23 protein-coding genes are annotated in these 18,153 nt (G+C 62.0%); 11 read left to right on the forward strand and 12 right to left on the reverse strand.

Going from position 1 to position 18,153, the window contains the following annotated elements:
* Positions 1-105: 105 nt before the first annotated feature.
* The 3 genes from DLD99_RS17595 to DLD99_RS17605 are packed head-to-tail and all read right to left on the reverse strand — an operon-like array spanning position 106 to position 2,357.
* Positions 106-516, reverse strand: a complete 411-nt coding sequence (locus DLD99_RS17595; protein WP_114883918.1) for an SRPBCC family protein — start codon at positions 514-516, stop codon at positions 106-108.
* Positions 517-540: 24 nt separating this feature from the next.
* Positions 541-1,338: an SDR family NAD(P)-dependent oxidoreductase gene (locus tag DLD99_RS17600; RefSeq protein WP_114883919.1), complete on the reverse strand. Its 798-nt coding sequence runs from the start codon at positions 1,336-1,338 to the stop codon at positions 541-543.
* The gene (locus DLD99_RS17605; RefSeq protein ID WP_114883920.1) at positions 1,335-2,357 is read right to left on the reverse strand and encodes an aldo/keto reductase; all 1,023 of its coding nucleotides are present in this window, start codon (positions 2,355-2,357) and stop codon (positions 1,335-1,337) included. The genes DLD99_RS17600 and DLD99_RS17605 overlap by 4 nt, the downstream gene beginning before the upstream one ends.
* Positions 2,358-2,470: 113 nt before the next feature.
* On the opposite strand from DLD99_RS17605, the gene DLD99_RS17610 reads away from it, so the two are divergent.
* Positions 2,471-3,367, forward strand: coding sequence for a LysR substrate-binding domain-containing protein (locus DLD99_RS17610; RefSeq protein WP_114883921.1), 897 nt, complete (start codon positions 2,471-2,473; stop codon positions 3,365-3,367).
* A gap of 13 nt (positions 3,368-3,380) precedes the next feature.
* On the opposite strand, the gene DLD99_RS17615 is transcribed toward DLD99_RS17610, so the two are convergent.
* A complete protein-coding gene (locus tag DLD99_RS17615) occupies positions 3,381-4,298 on the reverse strand; it encodes a pyridoxal-phosphate dependent enzyme (protein WP_114883922.1) in 918 nt (305 codons plus the stop codon).
* A gap of 164 nt (positions 4,299-4,462) precedes the next feature.
* On the opposite strand from DLD99_RS17615, the gene DLD99_RS17620 reads away from it, so the two are divergent.
* The gene (locus DLD99_RS17620) at positions 4,463-5,122 is read left to right on the forward strand and encodes a methyltransferase family protein (RefSeq protein ID WP_114883923.1); all 660 of its coding nucleotides are present in this window, start codon (positions 4,463-4,465) and stop codon (positions 5,120-5,122) included.
* 125 nt (positions 5,123-5,247) lie between these two features.
* Here the strand turns inward: DLD99_RS17620 and DLD99_RS17625 are convergent, their stop codons facing one another.
* Together DLD99_RS17625 and DLD99_RS17630 are read right to left on the reverse strand one after the other, a co-directional pair.
* Complete coding sequence (locus tag DLD99_RS17625; protein WP_114883924.1) at positions 5,248-5,919, reverse strand: HAD-IA family hydrolase; 672 nt, start codon at positions 5,917-5,919, stop codon at positions 5,248-5,250.
* Between the two features lie 63 nt (positions 5,920-5,982).
* Positions 5,983-6,396: a response regulator gene (locus DLD99_RS17630; protein WP_085711565.1), complete on the reverse strand. Its 414-nt coding sequence runs from the start codon at positions 6,394-6,396 to the stop codon at positions 5,983-5,985.
* A 187-nt stretch (positions 6,397-6,583) separates the two neighbouring features.
* Here DLD99_RS17630 and DLD99_RS17635 point away from each other — a divergent pair, with 187 nt between their 5' ends.
* Positions 6,584-7,525 carry a class I SAM-dependent methyltransferase gene (locus DLD99_RS17635; protein WP_114883925.1) on the forward strand — a complete coding sequence of 314 codons (942 nt, stop codon included), beginning with the start codon at positions 6,584-6,586 and terminating at the stop codon, positions 7,523-7,525.
* Here the strand turns inward: DLD99_RS17635 and DLD99_RS17640 are convergent.
* Entirely contained in the window at positions 7,509-8,105 is a 597-nt protein-coding gene (locus DLD99_RS17640; RefSeq protein WP_114883926.1) for an NAD(P)H-dependent oxidoreductase, read from the reverse strand. The genes DLD99_RS17635 and DLD99_RS17640 overlap by 17 nt on opposite strands.
* Before the next feature lie 100 nt (positions 8,106-8,205).
* Between DLD99_RS17640 and DLD99_RS17645 the strand changes: the two genes are divergently transcribed.
* Complete coding sequence (locus DLD99_RS17645; RefSeq protein ID WP_114883927.1) at positions 8,206-8,847, forward strand: TetR/AcrR family transcriptional regulator; 642 nt, start codon at positions 8,206-8,208, stop codon at positions 8,845-8,847.
* 183 nt (positions 8,848-9,030) lie between these two features.
* Here DLD99_RS17645 and DLD99_RS17650 read toward each other — a convergent pair whose 3' ends face one another.
* Complete coding sequence (locus DLD99_RS17650; protein WP_114883928.1) at positions 9,031-9,657, reverse strand: TetR/AcrR family transcriptional regulator; 627 nt, start codon at positions 9,655-9,657, stop codon at positions 9,031-9,033.
* A 164-nt stretch (positions 9,658-9,821) separates the two neighbouring features.
* Between DLD99_RS17650 and DLD99_RS17655 the strand changes: the two genes are divergently transcribed.
* Positions 9,822-10,262, forward strand: coding sequence for a hotdog fold domain-containing protein (locus tag DLD99_RS17655; RefSeq protein ID WP_114883929.1), 441 nt, complete (start codon positions 9,822-9,824; stop codon positions 10,260-10,262).
* A gap of 65 nt (positions 10,263-10,327) precedes the next feature.
* On the opposite strand, the gene DLD99_RS17660 is transcribed toward DLD99_RS17655, so the two are convergent.
* Positions 10,328-11,014, reverse strand: coding sequence for a GNAT family N-acetyltransferase (locus DLD99_RS17660; RefSeq protein WP_114883930.1), 687 nt, complete (start codon positions 11,012-11,014; stop codon positions 10,328-10,330).
* 184 nt (positions 11,015-11,198) lie between these two features.
* On the opposite strand from DLD99_RS17660, the gene DLD99_RS17665 reads away from it, so the two are divergent.
* Together DLD99_RS17665 and DLD99_RS17670 are read left to right on the forward strand one after the other, a co-directional pair.
* A complete protein-coding gene (locus DLD99_RS17665; RefSeq protein WP_085711572.1) occupies positions 11,199-11,525 on the forward strand; it encodes a YXWGXW repeat-containing protein in 327 nt (108 codons plus the stop codon).
* A 42-nt stretch (positions 11,526-11,567) separates the two neighbouring features.
* Entirely contained in the window at positions 11,568-11,780 is a 213-nt protein-coding gene (locus DLD99_RS17670) for a YXWGXW repeat-containing protein (RefSeq protein WP_114883931.1), read from the forward strand.
* Between the two features lie 6 nt (positions 11,781-11,786).
* Here the strand turns inward: DLD99_RS17670 and DLD99_RS17675 are convergent, their stop codons facing one another.
* Positions 11,787-12,344 (reverse strand): YceI family protein, encoded by a 558-nt coding sequence (locus DLD99_RS17675; protein WP_114883933.1) that lies wholly within the window; start codon positions 12,342-12,344, stop codon positions 11,787-11,789.
* 54 nt (positions 12,345-12,398) lie between these two features.
* Complete coding sequence (locus tag DLD99_RS17680; protein WP_114883935.1) at positions 12,399-13,304, reverse strand: LysR family transcriptional regulator; 906 nt, start codon at positions 13,302-13,304, stop codon at positions 12,399-12,401.
* Between the two features lie 120 nt (positions 13,305-13,424).
* On the opposite strand from DLD99_RS17680, the gene DLD99_RS17685 reads away from it, so the two are divergent.
* Positions 13,425-14,855 (forward strand): amidase, encoded by a 1,431-nt coding sequence (locus tag DLD99_RS17685; protein ID WP_114883937.1) that lies wholly within the window; start codon positions 13,425-13,427, stop codon positions 14,853-14,855.
* Positions 14,856-14,909: 54 nt separating this feature from the next.
* On the opposite strand, the gene DLD99_RS17690 is transcribed toward DLD99_RS17685, so the two are convergent.
* On the reverse strand, positions 14,910-16,265 hold the full coding sequence (locus tag DLD99_RS17690; protein WP_114883939.1) for an MATE family efflux transporter: 1,356 nt from the start codon (positions 16,263-16,265) through the stop codon (positions 14,910-14,912).
* 128 nt (positions 16,266-16,393) lie between these two features.
* Here DLD99_RS17690 and DLD99_RS17695 point away from each other — a divergent pair, with 128 nt between their 5' ends.
* The 3 genes from DLD99_RS17695 (at position 16,394) to DLD99_RS17705 (ending at position 18,085) form a co-directional block, all read left to right on the forward strand.
* On the forward strand, positions 16,394-16,960 hold the full coding sequence (locus tag DLD99_RS17695) for a chorismate mutase (RefSeq protein WP_114883941.1): 567 nt from the start codon (positions 16,394-16,396) through the stop codon (positions 16,958-16,960).
* A 124-nt stretch (positions 16,961-17,084) separates the two neighbouring features.
* Positions 17,085-17,564, forward strand: a complete 480-nt coding sequence (locus DLD99_RS17700) for a phage infection protein (protein ID WP_114883944.1) — start codon at positions 17,085-17,087, stop codon at positions 17,562-17,564.
* A gap of 119 nt (positions 17,565-17,683) precedes the next feature.
* The gene (locus DLD99_RS17705; RefSeq protein ID WP_114883946.1) at positions 17,684-18,085 is read left to right on the forward strand and encodes a hypothetical protein; all 402 of its coding nucleotides are present in this window, start codon (positions 17,684-17,686) and stop codon (positions 18,083-18,085) included.
* Positions 18,086-18,153: the final 68 nt, after the last annotated feature.

The raw sequence follows: 18,153 nt of genomic DNA on the forward strand, positions 1-18,153 counted from the left end.
GTGGGAGCCAGCCTGCTGGCGATAACGGTGTGTCATTCAATCAATAGTTGAATGATGGACCGCTATCGCTAGCAGGCTAGCTCCCACAGGGGGGCTTGCAGAGACTCAGGTTGGGTAATTGGCCCGCAGCGCCTCCAGTCCACCCTGATAGATGCCGCTGAACAGCGCCACCACTTCCTCATCGCTCACGCCCTTGGCCGTGAAGCGCCCCGACCACGTCACCTTCGCGCCCTGGCCCTGGGCTTCGACGCGAATCGTCGCCAGATAATCGGTGGCCGGAAACGGCGCCTGCAGGATCGAATAGCTGTAGGTCTTGCCCGCGTTATCGAAGCTTTCCAGGCGCTCGACCACCACCTCGCCGTCAGCGGTTTGCAGGCTGCGCACACGTCCGCCTTCGCTCAGTTCACTCTTGGGAATGAACGGCAGCCAGTCCGGCAGCGTGTTGAAGCCGCCGATCAATTGCCAGACCTGATCGGCCGAAGCCGGGATGTCGATGGATGCTGATGCTGTTGCCATAAATAAATGTCTCTCTCAAAAAATTCAGATTGCCAGGCTGTCGACCACGCCGCCGTCGACGCGCAGTGCGGCGCCGGTGGTGGCCGAGGACAGCGGTGAAGCGATGTAGGTCACCAGGTGCGCGACTTCTTCGACATTGGCCACGCGCTGGATGATCGAGGTCGGACGGGCCCGGCGCACAAACGCGTCGGCTTCGTCCCGCAGGCTGCGGCCGGATTCGGCAGCGGCGTCCTTGAGCATCTCTTCGACGCCGTCGGTAAAGGTCGGCCCCGGCAGGATCGCATTGACCGTGACGCCAGTGCCCGCCAGCCGTTTGGCCAGACCATGGGACACCGCGAGGTTGGCGCTTTTGGTCACGCCGTAGTTGATCATGTCGGCCGGGGTGGCCACGCCGGATTCCGAAGACAGGAAGATCACCCGGCCCCAGCCTTGCTCGACCATCGCCGGCACGTAATGCCGCGACAGGCGCACGCCGGAGATCACGTTGATTTCATAGAAACGCGTCCATTCATCGTCGGGCGCATCGAAAAAATCGACGGCGTTGTAGATCCCGAGGTTGTTCACCAGGATGTCGGCTTTCGGTTCGGCGGCGAACAGTTTCTGCGCGCCTTCGGCCGTGCCCAGATCCGCCGTCAGACTGCGCAGTTTCGCACCCGGCACCTTGTCGCGGATGCTCGCCAGTGCCTGCTCGACCTTGGCCGCGTCGCGACCGATCACCACCACCGTGGCGCCCGCCTCGGCCAGTGACTGGCTGATGCCCAAACCGATACCCGCCGTGCTGCCGCTGACAATCGCCAGTTTTCCGCTCAGATCGATCTTCATGCTTTCACCTCGTCGATAGGTAATGGTGCACGTTCGGACACCAGTTTCGCTTCACGCATGGCCTGCCAGAAACCGGCAGGAATCACTGCCGACAGCGCCGCCACGTCCTCGGCGATCCGCCCCGGTTTACTCGCGCCGGGAATCACTGCCGCCACTGCCGGATTGGCCAGGGAAAATTGCAGCGCCGCTGCTTTTACATCCACACCATGGGCCGCCGCGATGCGTTTGATCTGCTCGACCTTGGCAATGATTTGCGGGCTGGCCTTCTGGTATTCGAAGTGCGCGCCACCGGCCAGGATCCCCGAGCTATAAGGGCCGCCGACAACGATTTCAACGTTCTGCGCCCGCGCCGAATCCATCAGGCGCTGCAGGGCCCGTTCGTGGTCGAGAAGAGTGTAGCGGCCGGCCAGCAGAAAGCCGTCGGGCTGCGCTTCGGCCAGATCAAGGGTCAATTCGCACGGTTCGACCTTGTTCACGCCCAGGCCCCAGCCCTTGATCACGCCCTCTTCACGCAAGCGGGTGAGGACTTTGAAGGCGCCGGTGCGGGCCTGGTTGAAATACTCCAGCCATTGGTCGCCGTAGAAATCCTGGGCGATGTCGTGGACCCAGACGATGTCGAGGCGATCGGTTTTCAGGCGTTCGAGGCTGTCTTCGATCGAGCGCAGCGTGGCGTCGGCGCTGTAATCGTTGACGATCTTGTTCGGGCGGCCGTGTTCGAACACCCCGCTCTTCTCGCCCAGATCCCGGGCGGCGGCGTCTTCGACTTCATCGAGAATGACCCGGCCGACCTTGGTGCTGAGCACATAGTCGTCGCGCTTGTAGCGGGACAGTGCTTCGCCGAGGCGGATTTCCGACAGGCCCGAGCCGTAGAACGGCGCGGTATCGAAATAACGCACGCCGGCATCCCACGCCGCATGCACGGTGGCCTGGGCTTCTTCTTCAGGAATGGCGCGGAACATGTTGCCCAGTGGCGCGGTGCCGAAGCCCAGTTGGCCGGGCAGTTTGTCTTTCAAACTCATGGGGATTTCCTCGTAGTGTCTGGGTCGTGGTTGACCGTTGAGCAGATCCTAGATTGCGACACTCAGACCGTCCAAGACATAATGCGCAGCACTTGAGTCCCTAAAGGTCTGACATGATCGATTTCCGCCAATTGCGCTACTTCGTGGTCGTCGCCGAGGAAGAGCACGTCGGCCGCGCCGCCGAGCGCCTGCATATTTCTCAGTCGCCCCTGAGCCGGCAGATCGCCCAGCTTGAAGAGCGCTTGGGCCTGACCCTGTTCGAACGCAGTCAGCAACGCATCCGCCTGACCCGCGACGGCCAAACGTTCCTCGCCGAAACCCGCGCCCTGCTGACCCACGCCAATCGCCTGGAATCCCTCGGCAAACGCCTGGGCCGTGGCGAGGAAGGTGGCTTGTGCATCGGCTATATCGAAAACGCCATGCACGCGGGCGTCCTGCCCAACGCCTTGCGCGTGCTGCGGGTGGATCGACCGAACGTGCATGTCGCGCTGTACAACCTCAACTCCGCCGAACAGCTCGAAGGCCTGCGTCAGCGCAGCCTCGACATTGCGCTGGTCAGTGAACCGCCGACGGCGGACGATCCGGATCTGCTGGGTTTTCAGGTATTGGACGACCCGATGCTGCTGGCGCTGCCGGAACAGCATCCGCTGGCGACTCAGACTTCGCTGAGCCCGGAGGATCTGGCCACTCAGGAATGGATCGGCGTGCAACCGCGTCAGGATGCCTGCGACGACTTCCTGAGCGCCTGCCTGCGCGCCGGCTTCACCCCGGATGTGCGCATGCAGGCGACCGAGCCGTTTACCGCGCTGGGGTTGGTGGCTTCGGGGCTGGGGATTGCAATGATCCAGAAAGGCCTGAGCCACAACGCCCCGCCGGGTGTGGTGTTGCGGGAGGTGCCGTGGCTGGCGTTTACCACGCCGTTGTGGGCGGCTTGGCATCGGATCAATTTGCGGCCGTTGGTGGAGACATTCAGGACGATGCTGACGGGGCCGGATACTCCGGGCGCCTGATTGAGGGCGCGGTTCAGCCCACCAACCGCGCCCACCCCGCCACCAACTGCGCACTGATACTCACCCCGCCACAAACAACAATCACCACATCCCGAGCCCCCGCCAGCGCCGGATGATCCAGATAAGCCACCGCCAGCGACACCCCGCACGCCGGCTCCACCAGTTGCCGCAAATCACTGGCATAGCGCACCACGCCAATGATCGCGTCGTCATCGGACAACACCAGGCATTCGTGATCGAACTCGACGATGTGCTGCACCGGCCACTTCGCCACCTGCGCGGCACCCAGGGAGGTGGCGACGGTGTCGATCTTGCTCAGGCGCACTGGGTGGCCAGCCTGGACGGCGGCGGCAAACGAGGCGGCGCCCCGGGTTTCGCAAGCGATGATCCGGCAATCGCGCCGGTCGTGGCGCAGCAGCCCCGTGAGTATCCCTGCGAGCAATCCCCCGCCGCCGACCGAGGTGACCACGGTGTCGACCTGCGGGCAGTCTTCGAGGATTTCGTCGATCATGGTGCTGTGCCCCTCCCACAACACCGGGTGGTCGAAGGCCGGGACGTATTCGGTGTCTGCCGCGCTGGCCAGCTCCCGCGCTCGCTGGTTGGCTTCGTCCCAGACCTTGCCATGGACGATGACTTCGGCGCCGGTGCGGCGGATGCGTGCGCGGGTCGCTTCAGGGGTGGTATGCGGCACCACGATGCAGGCTTGCAGCCCCAGGCTGGCCGCCGCCACAGCCGTGGCCAGGCCGGCGTTGCCACCGGACGGGCAGACGACTTTGCGTTTGCCCTGCGCCGCCGCCTGACTGCACAACAATCCCATGCCCCGCAGCTTGAAGGAGCCGCTGGGTTGCAGGTTTTCCAGTTTCAGCCAGATACGCCGGGAGGTGGTCGACAGAGTCGGATGGAGGATCAACGGCGTGCGGATGTGCAGCATGGCGGGCTCCTGTTGAGGCCACGTCCGGGCGACCGCTGCGTCGGAGCGTGGACGGATGAAAGCGAAACGTCCCTGTCTGAAGCTTAGTTCACCTCGCCCACCCAACGCTGAACGCCGGGGATCGTGCCCGGATCTACACTGAACGGAACAGCCGTGAGGTGCCTATGAAAATGTCAGCGCAAATGACCGTCGTCGCGGTCCTCGCCACCCTCGCCTATCTGGGCCTGGCGATGTGGGGCATCGGTGGCGTGGCGGTGTTCTTCTCCCACGGATCACTGGTGGTCGTGGCCCTGGCGACGCTGGTGATGGTGGTGGTGTCGTTGTTCAGTGAAGTGAACCTCAGCTCCGGCGAGCGCGAGGACCGGGCCAATCGCTGGGTGCTTCCGGCGTTCGGCGTGATCGGACTGGTCAGTGGTTTTCTGCCGGCGTATTGCGACCGTATCGGTTTCTGGACCGTAGGCAGCGAAGGCACCCGTTGGCTGGGGGCGTTGCTGTTCATTGCCGGTGGGGCGTTGCGGCTGTGGCCGGTATTTGTGCTGGGGCATCGGTTCAGCGGACTGGTGGCGATTCAGCCGGGGCACCGTCTGGTCACCGATGGCATCTACACACGCCTGCGCAATCCCAGCTATCTGGGTCTGGTCGTCAATGCACTGGGCTGGGCCCTGGCGTTTCGTTCGGTGGTCGGGATTCTGCTGGCGGCGCTGACGCTGATCCCGCTGATTGCCCGAATCCACTCAGAAGAAGCGCTGCTGCGCACCCAGTTCGGCGCCGAATACGACGCCTATTGCGCGCGCAGCTGGCGGTTGTTGCCGGGCGTTTACTGATCGCGAATTCAACGCAGGTCCCCTGTGGGAGCGAGCTTGCTCGCGATAGGGTCATGTCAGTCAATGAAGAAGGTGACTGATAAACCGCTATCGCGAGCAAGCTCACTCCCACAGGTACAGAGGTGTCAGTTGGCTTTCTGCAGACGCAACTGGCCGTTGTGGTCGATAGTCAACGTCACCTCGCGGTAACTGGCAATCGTCGCGTGCGGGGTTTTGATCGGATGCTGGTGGGTCGACGTGATGACCATCAGCGGCGCACCGGCTGCCTCAGCAGCCTGAATGCCGACAGTCGCGTCTTCGAAAATCAGGCAATCGGCCGGTTCCAGACCCAGACGTTTCGCGGCCAGTCGGTAACCGGCCGGATCAGGTTTACCGGCGCTCACATCTTCAGCAGTGATCATCACCGCCGGCTCCGGAATTCCCGCCGCCGCCATCCGCCGCAACGCCAGATCCCGTGGCGCCGAAGTCACCATGGCCCACTGATTTGCCGGCAACGACTTGAGAAACGCCGCCGCACCCGGAATCTCGACAATGCCTTCAACGTCTTCGATTTCCGCTTCGGTGATGAACGCTGCTTGCGCCTCGGCGTCCACCCCCGGCAGGTTCAGACGCGTGATGGTGTCGACGGCGCGCACGCCGTGGATGGTCGGCAGGAACGACTCGACATCCACGCCATGACGCTCGGCCCAGGCCGCCCAGATCCGCTCGGCGGCGGCGATGGAGTTGAGGACGGTACCGTCCATGTCGAACAGAAACGCGCCGAACGCGCGATTGAAAACAGCATCGTGAGCAGACAAGGGATCGCATCCTTAGGCAGAGCCGGGCAAATGTGCCCGGCAATGTAGCATCTGCCGCAGGCTTCAGTGCAGACGCGGAGCCTTGGATTTGAACGCGCCGTCCACACAATCGAGCAACTGGCCGATGGCCCAGGGCTTCTTGATGAACGCCACCGGATGGCGGACGCCGGAGGTTTCCGGCGTTTCATAGCCGGACATGACCATCACCGGTTTTTCCGGCCAGCGCTCGCCGACCAGATTAGCCAGGTCCGCCCCATTGAGGGTGCCGGGCATGGTGATGTCGGTGAGCAGCAGCGCGACTTCCGGCGCGTGCTCTTCCAGGTATTGCGACGCCGCATCGGCACTGGTCTGCGGCTCGACCTTGAAACCTTCCTCCTGAAGAATTTCGCACAGAAACTCCAGAATCAACGGGTCGTCTTCCACTACCAGAATCAACCCGCCAGGAAGGTGCGCGCTCGACGTCGGAATTGGACACATGAACTGGCACTCCCTGAATTGCATGAACGATTTAGCGGCATGATCCCGCTGCTTATCTGGTATGAGCAGCGCCTTGTACATAAATTCATTTTTGATACAGGTCTTTTCGATAACGTCGCTCAGCGGGCCATCGCCACGGCGCTTTTGTGGTTAAAATGCCCGCCCTTTTGCTGGCCGATCCCGATTGATGAACCCTCAAGCCCTCGCCGTTCTCCACGCCCACCTGCTTAACGCGCTGACTTCGGCCCCGGCCGAAACCCGGCGCCTGTTCCATGGTCGTGGACGCTGCTGGCCGGGGCTGGAGCAAGTCACCGTGGACTGGCTGCAAGGCGTGGTGCTGGTGTCGCTGTTCAAGGAACCCGAGGCTTCGCAACTGGAAGACCTCAAGCGTCTGTTGCTGGAGATCACTCATTCGGAGCAATGGCTGCAGTCCGGTGCCCATACCCTGCTGATCCAGCACCGCTACCTGCCGCAAAGCACCGCCGAATGGCTACTGGGGGAAGAAATCGACGAGATGACCATCGTCGAGGGCGGCCTGAAATACCGCGTGGATCTGGGCCGCAAGCAGAACACCGGACTGTTCCTCGACATGCGTTACGGCCGCAACTGGGTGCGCGAGCAGTCTGCCGGCAAACGGGTGCTGAACCTGTTCGCCTACACCTGCGGTTTTTCGGTGGCAGCCATCGAGGGTGGCGCCAGCCATGTGGTCAACCTCGACATGTCCCGTGCCGCACTGAGCCGGGGCCGCGACAATCACCGTCTGAACGGCCATGACCTGAGCAAGGTGAGTTTCCTCGGCCACGACCTGTTCAAGTCCTGGGGCAAGGTGATCAACAGCGGCCCGTACGATCTGGTGATCATCGACCCGCCGTCGTTCCAGAAAGGCAGCTTTCTGCTGACCAAGGATTACCAGCGCGTGCTGCGCCGCCTGCCGGAACTGCTGACGGCACAGGGCACGGTGCTGGCGTGCATGAACGATCCGTCGTTCGGTCCGGACTTCCTGATCGACGGCGTGACCCAGGAGGCGCCGAGCCTGCGTTTCGAGCAGCGGCTGGAGAACCCGCCGGAGTTTCCGGATATCGACCCGGAAAGCGGCCTGAAGGCGCTGGTCTTCAAACGCATCGACTAGCGAAAAGCCCTTGTCCAAGTTCGTGTGCCGCCTGCAGCTGGATCGCAGGATCGCTAGACTCGGACTCCAGCAACAACGCAGAGCCGGCCACCGTCGCCCCGCAATAATCAAAAATCCCGTGGTCAATCTGCGTCTTCATCGCCGTGCCGTAGCCGTGGCGTTCATAGGTGCGTGCATCCGCCCCGCCGAGTGCGACCATATGCACGCGCAGGCGTCCGAGTTTCTTGCGCGTCGAATCGCCGTCGAAATCAAACGCCCAGCCATTGCTGAACACCCGGTCGATCCAGCCCTTGAGCAGCGCCGGCATCGACCACCAGAACACCGGATAGACGAGCACCAGCGCATCGGCGCGGTCGATGCGTGTCTGTTCGGCCAGGACGTCTGTCGGCGGTGCGGATTCGCGGTGGTGCACCGCCCAGTCGGCCACGCCGAAACGCGGGTCGAATTCCTCGGCGTGCAGATCAGCAATTTCGAAGGTGTTGGACGGATCGTTCTCCGACAGGCCTTTGGCGATTTTCTGCGCCAGCGCATGAGTCAGCGAACGGGGATCGTCATGAGCCACAACAATCAATGCGTGCATGGGAAGTCTCCGGGTGGTGAATGTTCATCAGGGGCTATATGCTGTTCGCAAGCTACTCTTGGTAAGTTACCGTCAGTAAGTTACGTTTGGTATATAAGCAATGTCAACCACTGAAATCCCCGATTCCGTTCAACCCCGCCGGCGCCTGTCTCGGGAAGACCGCCAGCGCCAGTTGCTCGACATGGCCTGGCAATTGATTCGCGAAGAAGGCACCGATGCCCTGACCCTGGGTTATCTGGCGGAAAAGGCCGGAGTGACCAAACCGGTGGTGTATGACCACTTCACCACCCGCGCCGGTTTGCTGGCTGCGCTGTATCAGGATTTCGACCGGCGCCAGACCGCACTGATGGATGCCGCGCTGGACAATTGCGAGGCGACGTTGAGCGGCACTGCCTCGGTGATTGCCACGTCGTATGTCGACTGCGTGCTGACTCAGGGCAACGAGATTCCCGGGGTGATCGCCGCCCTGGCCAGCTCGCCGGAACTGGAGAAGATCAAGCGCGAATACGAGGCGATTTTCCTGGAGAAATGCCGCCGTGTGCTGTCGCCGTTCGCTGACGGTGGCGACATTACCCAGGCAGGACTGCGCGCCATGCTCGGTGCTGCCGAGGCGTTGTCTCAAGCAGCAGCCACCGACGAAATCAGCGCAGCACAGGCCCGCGACGAGCTGTTTGCAACCATCACCGCGATGGTCGAAAGGGCCGCCGCCAGCGCCGCAAAGCAAGTGACTGACGGTACTTGAGACCGCCCGGGCACCTTCCTAAGATGGAGATACGCAGCCGCTTGGTTCGCCAAACCGCTGCGTAGGTGCGGGTGTCCTGAACCCCAATCAAGCCCGCACCTTGTTTCACGCGCATCTTGAGCCTCACTGGCTCTACTTCCTCCCCATCAAAGAGTCTTGAGGCTCTTTTTTTGCCCCTGAAAATCAGCGTTCCGATTCGCGGCGGATCGAGCGCCACGTGGCCTGCGCCAGCAACTCGCGATAAGCCTTCGGACTGCCCTGCACTCTTCCCGACAACCACGCGCGGCAATAGCTGTCGGCCTGGCCGACGATCAGCGATGGCAGCAATTCGGCCGGGCATTCATTGAGTTCGGCGGCGCGCCCGGATTCGCTCAGCCAGGTGCGCAGCCCCTGGTTGCGCGTCCTGTTACGGTCGGCGAGCTCGTCCTTGTGCGGCCCCCGGGTCACGGCATAACGCGCGTGATACTGGAACCGCGCCCATTCCGGCTGATTTTCCACCCAGTCCACATAGCTGTAGACCAGCGCCTGCACGCCCTCCTCGGTCGTTGTCGCCTCGGCCAGATAGGCGTCGCGCAAGCGCGCCTGATCTTCCAGCGCAGTGAAAAACAACGCGGCCACCAGTCCTTCCTTGTTGCCGAAATGGTGGTAGATCGCGCCGACGCTGGTGTCGCACTCGGCGCGGATCATTTCGATGGTGGTGGCCTCGATTCCCTGCTCGTTAAACAGGCGCAAGGCCTGGCGAAAGATGTCGCGCTTGAGTTCGGCCCGGCGTCCGGGGTAGCTGCGCTCGAGTAGATCTGCGGTGTCCATGGGGTTGAAAGCCTTGTAAATCCGGTTGAAAGGCACACCCGTGCCGGTAATCGAAACGCGCCTAGGTTGACAGATTTCCCACGGACAGAATACCGTTCCGTTACAGAATGATATTCTGTAACGGAACATAATTCTGTAAATTCCCCTAATCGCGAGGCTTCACCATGAGTCAGTTTCTCAGCATGTTCACCAGCGCAGGCCCACAAGCGTTCAGCCAGATGGCCTGTCAGGTCGCGCCGTATTTCAGCAGCATCAATCCGTTGGTCAGCGAGCTGCGCGCCGGCTCGGCGACGGTGCAGGTGCCGTTCCGCCGCGAGATCACCAACCATCTCGGCACCGTACACGCCATTGCCATGTGCAACGCCGCCGAACTCGCGGCCGGGATGATGACCGACGTGTCGATTCCCGCCGGCGCCCGCTGGATTCCCAAAGGCATGACCGTCGAATACCTGGCCAAGGCCAAATCCGATGTCACAGCCGTGGCCAATGGCGAAGGGCTGGACTGGCAGACCGAAGGCGACAAGATCGTGCCGGTGGACATCCACGACACCGAGGGCAAGAAGGTGTTCACGGCGCGGATCACCATGAACGTGAAGCTGTCCTGAAATCACGGGCACAAAAAAGCCCTTGCTGCGGTCATCGCAACAAGGGCTTTTTGCCGTTGGCCGGATCAGTGCACGGTCAGGCGCTGGCGGACAAATTCTTCGGTGTGACGGGTGACTTGATCCAGGTGCCGGTCGCGCTGTTTTTCGGCATCGACCATTGCCCGTTTGCCGTGCTTCTGCAGCAGATAGGTGTGGATCTGTTGCACTTCCAGCGAACGGTAGATCGGCGTGGTGTCGATAAAACCGCGCAAACCGTTGCTGCGGTAATGCCGGGTGCTCATCAGCACCTGAGTCTCCAGCTGGCCCAGCACTTCAAAGCCCAGCGCCTCGAAATACGGGACTTTACCCACGCTGCACGTCAGTTCGGCATGGGGGTAACGCGCAACCATTTCAGCAATCAACGCACGGGCCACGCCCTGGCGGCGATGCTGCTGATCGACCGCCAAGTACGCCACATTGCACGCTTCCCAATCGCCTTGGACCGGCAGATACAACAGAAAGCCGATCACCTGTTCCGGATCATCGTCGTCGGTGGCCACCAGCAACTCCACTTCGGTGCCCTTCTCGCCGTTCAGCGCCTCCAGATACAAATGCACCTCGTAGCCGACCGCGTACTGATAGACGTTGTACAGCAGGTTGCTCGGGCCCAGACCGATGGCGCTGATGTCGGTCAGGTAGTCGACCACCATCTGCAGGATCTGGCTGTTGACGCCTTCGGGGCACGGGGATTTGTAGTGGGTGATGCGGGGCATGGCGGGTGAACTCCGACGGTAAAACACAGGTTGCCGGGCGGGTTGAGCGACCGGCGAACCGCGACATCATACCTTGTGCAAGCCTGACAAAAATTTCATCTGCCGGTGAGCGGACTTTTCGCCCGTTTGGCGTCCAATTCTTCAACTGCGTTCATTTTCCCGACGCAGGTCCTGAGGAGTTGTCATGAACGTTCTGCGTTCCCTGTTGAAATGGCGAAAAGCCCTGCTGCTGGTGCCCGTGACGCTGGCCGCGCTGGCCAGTTCCCCCGTGTTTGCCCAACCCGAAATGATCATCCGCGAAGCACCGCCACCGATGCGCATGGAACCGATGCCCGGTCCACGGGCAGGTTATGCCTGGGATCGCGGCCACTGGCGCTGGGAAGGTCGTGGTTATGTCTGGATGCCCGGTCACTGGCAACCGGTGCGTCACCGTGGCGCACGCTGGGAACCGGGCCACTGGCAGGCGCGCGGGCCGAACTGGTACTGGATTGAAGGCCATTGGGTGCGTTGATCGCGCAACCGTCTGCCAACGTTACCCACCAGGAACATCACCATGTCGAAAACCCTAAAAGCCTTGATCACTGCCACGCTGGTGGCAATCACCCTGTCGGGTTGTGTCGTCGAACCGGCGCGCCCGCACCGCCCACCACCGATCGTCGAAGTGGTTCCGGCGATGCCTGCGCCGGGCTATCACTGGGTCGCCGGGCACTACCGCTGGGCCGGCAACCAATGGCGCTGGGTGCCGGGGCATTGGCGGGCGTATTGAGGCCGGTCACTGGGCCGGTGCAACGACCTTGAACCTGATCGCGATGTCGTTCGAAACCACGGTGTCGGCCCACTCGCCGGCACCGAGGCCGAAGGCATCGCGCTTGAGCACCAGTTCACCGTCGAAGATGCCGATGCTGTTGTCCGGTTTCAGATGCACCGGCACCTGCACTTCATGAGTGATGCCTTTGAGGGTGAGCCGGCCGGCCACCAGGTAATGATTTTCATCGACACGGCTGAAACCGGTCGATTCGAACACTGCCGTCGGAAACTTTTGCGTGTCGAACCACGCCGGTTTTACCAGTTCGGTATTGGCGTCCTCGCTGCCGGCGTCGATGCTCGTGAGGTCGATGTGCAACGTGGTGCGGGCGTTGCCGAGATTGGCAGTGTCGAAGTCCAGCGTCGCGTCGAACTTGCCGAACGTGCCATACATCCGCGAGCCCATCTGGTTGTAGGTGAAGCTGATCTGGCTGGCGGCGGTATTGACCCGGGTGTACTCCACCGCCTGCGCCGTCGACATGACGATCAGGCAACACACGGCAGCCAACAACAATCGAATCGACATGGAATGCTCCGGCGCCTCGGTGGGCCTCGATTGACTTAAGCAAACAACCGCCGCTTACGCCACTCCGTCCGGCATATACGCTTTCAGGTATCCGATCAACGCCTTCACTTTGGGCGATGGCAGATGCTCGCGAGCCGTGACCGCGTTGAGATCCTGAGGCGGGCCGATCCACTCCGGCAACACCCGGATCAAGCGCCCGGCCTGCACATCCGCTTGCATGCTCTGGTCCATCGCCAGGCTCAGTCCCTCGCCTGCCAGTAACGCGTCGTGCAACAGCGCCGGGTCGTTGGCCAGGATGGAAGGTTCGACACGATAGTCTCTCAGGCGCCCCCCTTCTCGACGCAACGGCCAGACATAACCGACATCGCGCCGGGCCTGATGCAGCGTCAACGTCTGATGGTGAAGCAATTCTTCCGGAGTTTGCGGCGTACCGTGGCGGGCGAGGTATTCCGGGGCCGCGTAAATACCCGTGGGGAAACTGGCCAGCCGACGGGCGATCAAACTCGAATCCGGCAAAGCCCCCAGCCGCAGTGCAACATCGATCTCCTCGCCCACCAGATCCATCGGCACATGGGAGGCGAGGATCTCCAGACGAATCTCCGGATACGCCTGACGAAACCCGGCCAGCAGCGGTGCAAACCAGCTCACCCCGAATGAAAACGGCACCGTCACCCGCAACCAGCCACGGGGCCCGTCACGCAATTGATGCACCGCCCGTTCGGCGTGCTCGAGGGTGTCGGCGATGGACTTGCACTGCTCGTAATACACCGCCCCGGCCTCGGTCAGGCTCAACTGGCGGGTGGTGCGACGCAACAGCTGCACGCCGATGGCCTGCTCCAGCTCGCGCACCCGGCGGCTGACCGTGGTTTTCGGAATCTGCAAGGCATGGGCGGCGGCGGTGAAACTGCCGAGGCGCACCACGCAGACAAAAACCAGTGTGTCGTTCAAGTCACGGATCATTTCGGGCCTGCCTGAGAACAATCAACTGCGCCACCTATGGCACATTTCATGCCGCGATTATGGGCTAATCAGCTGAGACCCTGCGACCTAATATCGGTGCTCCCTTTCGGAGTGCTACCCATGAACCTCAACGAATACGCCGAATATGACGGCATCGGCCTCGCGCAACTGGTTGCTTCAGGCGAAGTCGACGCCAAGGAGTTGACCGCTCTGGCCATCGAAGCGATACAGCAGGTCAACCCAACGATCAACGCCGTCATTGAGTACTGGACACCGACCGCGACCACGGGCAGCGGCCCCTTGGCCGGGGTGCCGTTCCTGATCAAGGACCTGGCGATCACCGCTGCCGGGCGCCGCAATGAACTGGGCAGCCGACTCGCCCAAGGGCTGATCGCGCAGAATGATTCATTTCTGATGCAACGTTTCAACGCCGCAGGGCTGATGACGCTGGGGCGCACCACCACCCCGGAAATGGCGTTCAGCACCGAAACCGACTCCCTCCTGCAAGGCCCGACCCGCAACCCGTGGAACCCGCAACTTTCCGCCGGAGGCTCAAGCGGTGGTGCCGGGGCTGCCGTCGCGGCGGGCATCGTGCCGATCGCCCATGCCACCGACGCGGCAGGATCGATCCGCGTTCCGGCCGCTTTCAACGGACTGGTGGGCCTCAAGCCGACGCGCGGCCGCAGCTCCCACGGGCCATTGATGGACGAGGTGTTTGCCGGACTCGGCGTGCAATTGGGCCTGTCGCGGACGGTGCGCGACAGCGCGGCGCTGATGGATGTGGTGCAGGGCTGTGCGCCGGGAGATCCTTATTACACGGCGGCACCGACCGAAGGTTTTCTGGCTCAGGTTGGCCGCGATCCTGGACGGTTGCGTATCGGTTTGCTCGATGCACCGTGGAACGGGGCCAGCGTCGATCCCGAGATCAGTGATGCCACCGCCCGTGTTGCCCGTGAGCTTGAATCCCTCGGCCATCAGGTTGAAACCGTGCGGGCGCCGCTCGGTCTGTCGTGGGACGCGTTCGTCGAGGCCAACGCGCATATCTGGTGTGCCAGTCTGGTGCGCTGGATCGATCATCTCGCCGCTGCGACCCGGCGGCCAGTCGATCGCAGCACCCTGGAACCGGCCACCCTCGCCTGCTACGCCTTCGGCCAACAATCGCGCGGTACGGATTTCGCCGCCGCGCTGGAAGTACGCAACAGCGTCGCCCGGCAAGTGGCCGCGTGGTTCGAGTCCATCGACATCCTGCTGACCCCGACCCTGCCGCAACTGCCGCAAGCCATCGGTCTCTACAATCGCGGCGCCGACACGCTGGATGGCCTGCAATGGACGGCGCGAGTGTTCGAGCATTCGCCCTTCACCCCGGTGTTCAACGTTGCGGGAACACCGGCCATCTCCCTGCCATTGGGGATGTCGCACAGCGGCCTGCCGATCGGTGTGCAACTGGCGGCACGCTTCGGGGCTGACGATGTTCTGTTGCGTCTGGCCGCGCAACTGGAGCGGGCGTTGCCGTGGCATCACCAGCGGCCGCTGATTCACGCTGGCCGCTGAAAACAAAAAGGGCCGTTCCTCCGGGAACGGCCCTGCGTTTTCTGACGGTCAGTCCTACACCAGCCGCTCGATCTTCTGATGCTGCCAGACCAGTTTGTAATACAGCGTCTGCAGTACCAGCATCCCCAGGTACGCCACCGGAAACGCCATCCATACACCCTGCAAACCAAACTGCCCGTCCAGCCAGTACGCCGCCGGCAACTGCACGCCGACCACGCAAATGATCGCGATGGCCACCGGCACCAGCACGGTGCCGCTGGCGCGCATGATGCCGCCGATGATCGCCTGGAAGCCGAAGATCAACAGGCTCCACAGCATGATGTGCAGCAAGTGCTCGGCCATGGCCCGGGTCGAGTCTTCGGTGAGGAACAGCCCCAGCAGCCAGTGCGACAACAGGTAACCGAGCACGATCAAACCACCGGTCAGGCACACGTTGATCCACAACCCGGTGCGCAGGATCGGCCCCATGCGCTCCAGCCGCCCGGCGCCAATCGCCTGGGCACCGAGGATCGATGCGGTGATCGCAATCGACAGCGCCGGAAACTGCACGTAGTTGACGATCTGCGTCACTGCGCCATAGGCCGCCGTCGCCTGCGATCCGTGCTGGTTGACCAGTGTCAGAATCACCAGCTCCGACAGCGACAGCACGATCATCTGCACCCCGGTCGGCAGACCGATGCGCAACACCTTGCCGAGAATCGCGCCGTCCAGACGCAACGACGCAAAGAACTCCCGGTCCGGCGCCAGCGGATGACCTTTGCGAATCAGGCTCCACGCCAGCCACGCCATCGCCGCCAGGGTACCGGCCAGACCGGCGAACGCCGCACTCTGAATGCCCAGTTGCGGCAAGCCGAACCAGCCGCGAATGAACGCCGGGGTCAGCGCCAGACCGACAACGGTCGACAGCAGCAACGCGAGCATCGGCGACAGCGTGTCGCTCACCCCGCGCAACAGCTGGGTGAACAGCACGTACACCAGCACAAACGGCAAGGTCCACATCATCACCCGGGCGTAGGAAACCGCGTCATCCAGCACATCCGCCGGCGTGCCCAACCCTTGCAACGCCTGACGCGCAAACACACTGCCAAACACCGCCGCGACCAGCCCGATCAACACTCCCAGCAACAGCGTCGCGCCGGCAATCGCCTTCACCATATGCGACTCACGCGCGCCCCACGCCTGACCGATCAACACCCCTGCCCCGGCGCCCAGACCGATGACCAGCGCGATAAAGAAAAAGATGATCGGAAACATCCCCGATACCGCCGCCAGTGCCTGAGTGCCGAGCATCTGGCCGATGTAGATGCTGTTGACCGTGCCCGACATGGATTGCAGGAAGTTCGACAGCACCATGGGGGCGAGGAACAGCAGGTAGGTTTTCCAGAGGGGGTTTTGCGCGGGGGTTTGCATTGAGAGTCCGTCTCGGGAGGAGGCAATGTGGGAGAGTCTAAGGTATGCACAGCCGTTCAGGTCGTACCCCTTTGCATTAAAACTTCGTAATCTCCACCACCTGTCCAAAATGGAAGTGAACCGATCCCATGTCCCGCGTCTCGACCCTGCTGACCTCTACCCTTTTTGCCGTTCTGGCGACGACAGCCAACGCTGCCCCGGCGCCAGCGCCTGAAGCGCTGCAAAGCCTGCTGAGTACCCTGAACGAACGCCTGAACATCGGCGATCTCGTTGCCCTGACCAAATGGGACAGCGGCAAGCCGATCCAGGACAGTCCCCGCGAAGCGCAGGTCATCGCCAATGCCCGGGCGCTGGCCACCGAACGCAAGCTCGACCCGGAAGACGTGGCGCAATTGATCGCCGCGCAAATGGAAGCCAACAAACTGGTGCAATACGGTTTGCTCGTGAAGTGGCAGGCGGCCGGTGCTGCGCCGGACACGCCGCGTCCGGACTTGGGCAAACAGATTCGTCCGCGCCTGGATGAGCTGCAAACCCGGTTGTTGCAGCAATACGCCGACTTCACGCCCTATCGTCATGACCCGAATTGCTCGACATGGCTGGCCAAGGCGCGCAGCGGTCTGACTCACGATACGTTGCATGAACTGGCCCTGATCCGTGCCACCGGCGAACTATGTATTCGGGCAACAGCCCCGTGAATCGAGGCTCAGGCATCCATCGCTGGCGTCGATAGTCACCATCACGCCAATGAAGTTCTCATAAAAAATCCCGGGCGTAACATCTGCTCCATACCAACCGAACAACACCCCGGAGCACACGATCATGAAACGCCAAATCCTTCTCGGCATCGCTTTCTCGGTACTTGCAGTCAACGCTTTTGCAGCAAAACCCGCTCACACCATGATCGCCGAAGGCGGTTCGGATCGATTGATCGAACAGCGTGTAGCTGAAGGTGGTTCGGATCGTCTGCTGGAACGCCGCGTAGCTGAAGGTGGTTCAGATCGTCTGCTGGAACGCCGCGTTGCCGAAGGTGGCTCGGATCGTCTGCAGGAACGCCGCGTAGCTGAAGGTGGTTCGGATCGTCTGCTGGAACGCCGTGTTGCCGAAGGTGGTTCGGATCGTCTGCAAGAACGCCGTGTAGCTGAAGGTGGTTCGGATCGTCTGCTGGAACGCCGTGTTGCCGAAGGTGGTTCGGATCGTCTGCAAGAACGCCGTGTAGCTGAAGGTGGTTCGGATCGTCTGCTGGAACGTCGCGTAGCTGAAGGTGGTTCGGATCGTCTGATCGAACGCCGCGTTGCATGACCTGAAAACGCTTTCGCAAGACAAAGAAAAGCCCGGCCTGATCAGCCGGGCTTTTCTTTGCGCGCGTTTCTTGCGACTGCCGGGTAAGCTGCGGTTACCGCGCCGAGATTCAGGTTTCCATGGACATTGAACGACTACTGAAGAAAAAACAGCTCAACGTACAGGAGCAAAACGAGGTCACCGCCCATCGCCTGATGCTGACGGCCCACGAATGGCGCGAGCGTGGTGTGCCTGCCGCACTGGGCCGGTTCGGGGAATCCCAAGGCGTCGATTGGTCCAAGTCAATCGTGATCGAACTGGAAATCGACTTTCCAGGCATGCCTCGGCTCTTCGGGCGCCTGTTGAATCAGGATGAGCGCTTCATCGCATTTGAAATCGATACAGACGCTTCGCACGAGCGCATTGAATCCGTTGATCGCTGGGAAGACATTTCGGCGTTGCAGAATACCTCGGTTTCAAATCCTGGAACCGGCAAGGGCTTCGCCTCGATTGCATTGGCGGTGCGACGCAAACTCATTTGACGGCTCTGTGCCTGCACGGAAGGTCTGCCGCCAACTCAATAAAAAGCCCGGCATCATTCGCCGGGCTT

Origin of the sequence: Pseudomonas kribbensis, assembly GCF_003352185.1 — a bacterium.
GTDB classification, from domain to species: Bacteria; Pseudomonadota; Gammaproteobacteria; order Pseudomonadales; family Pseudomonadaceae; genus Aquipseudomonas; species Aquipseudomonas kribbensis.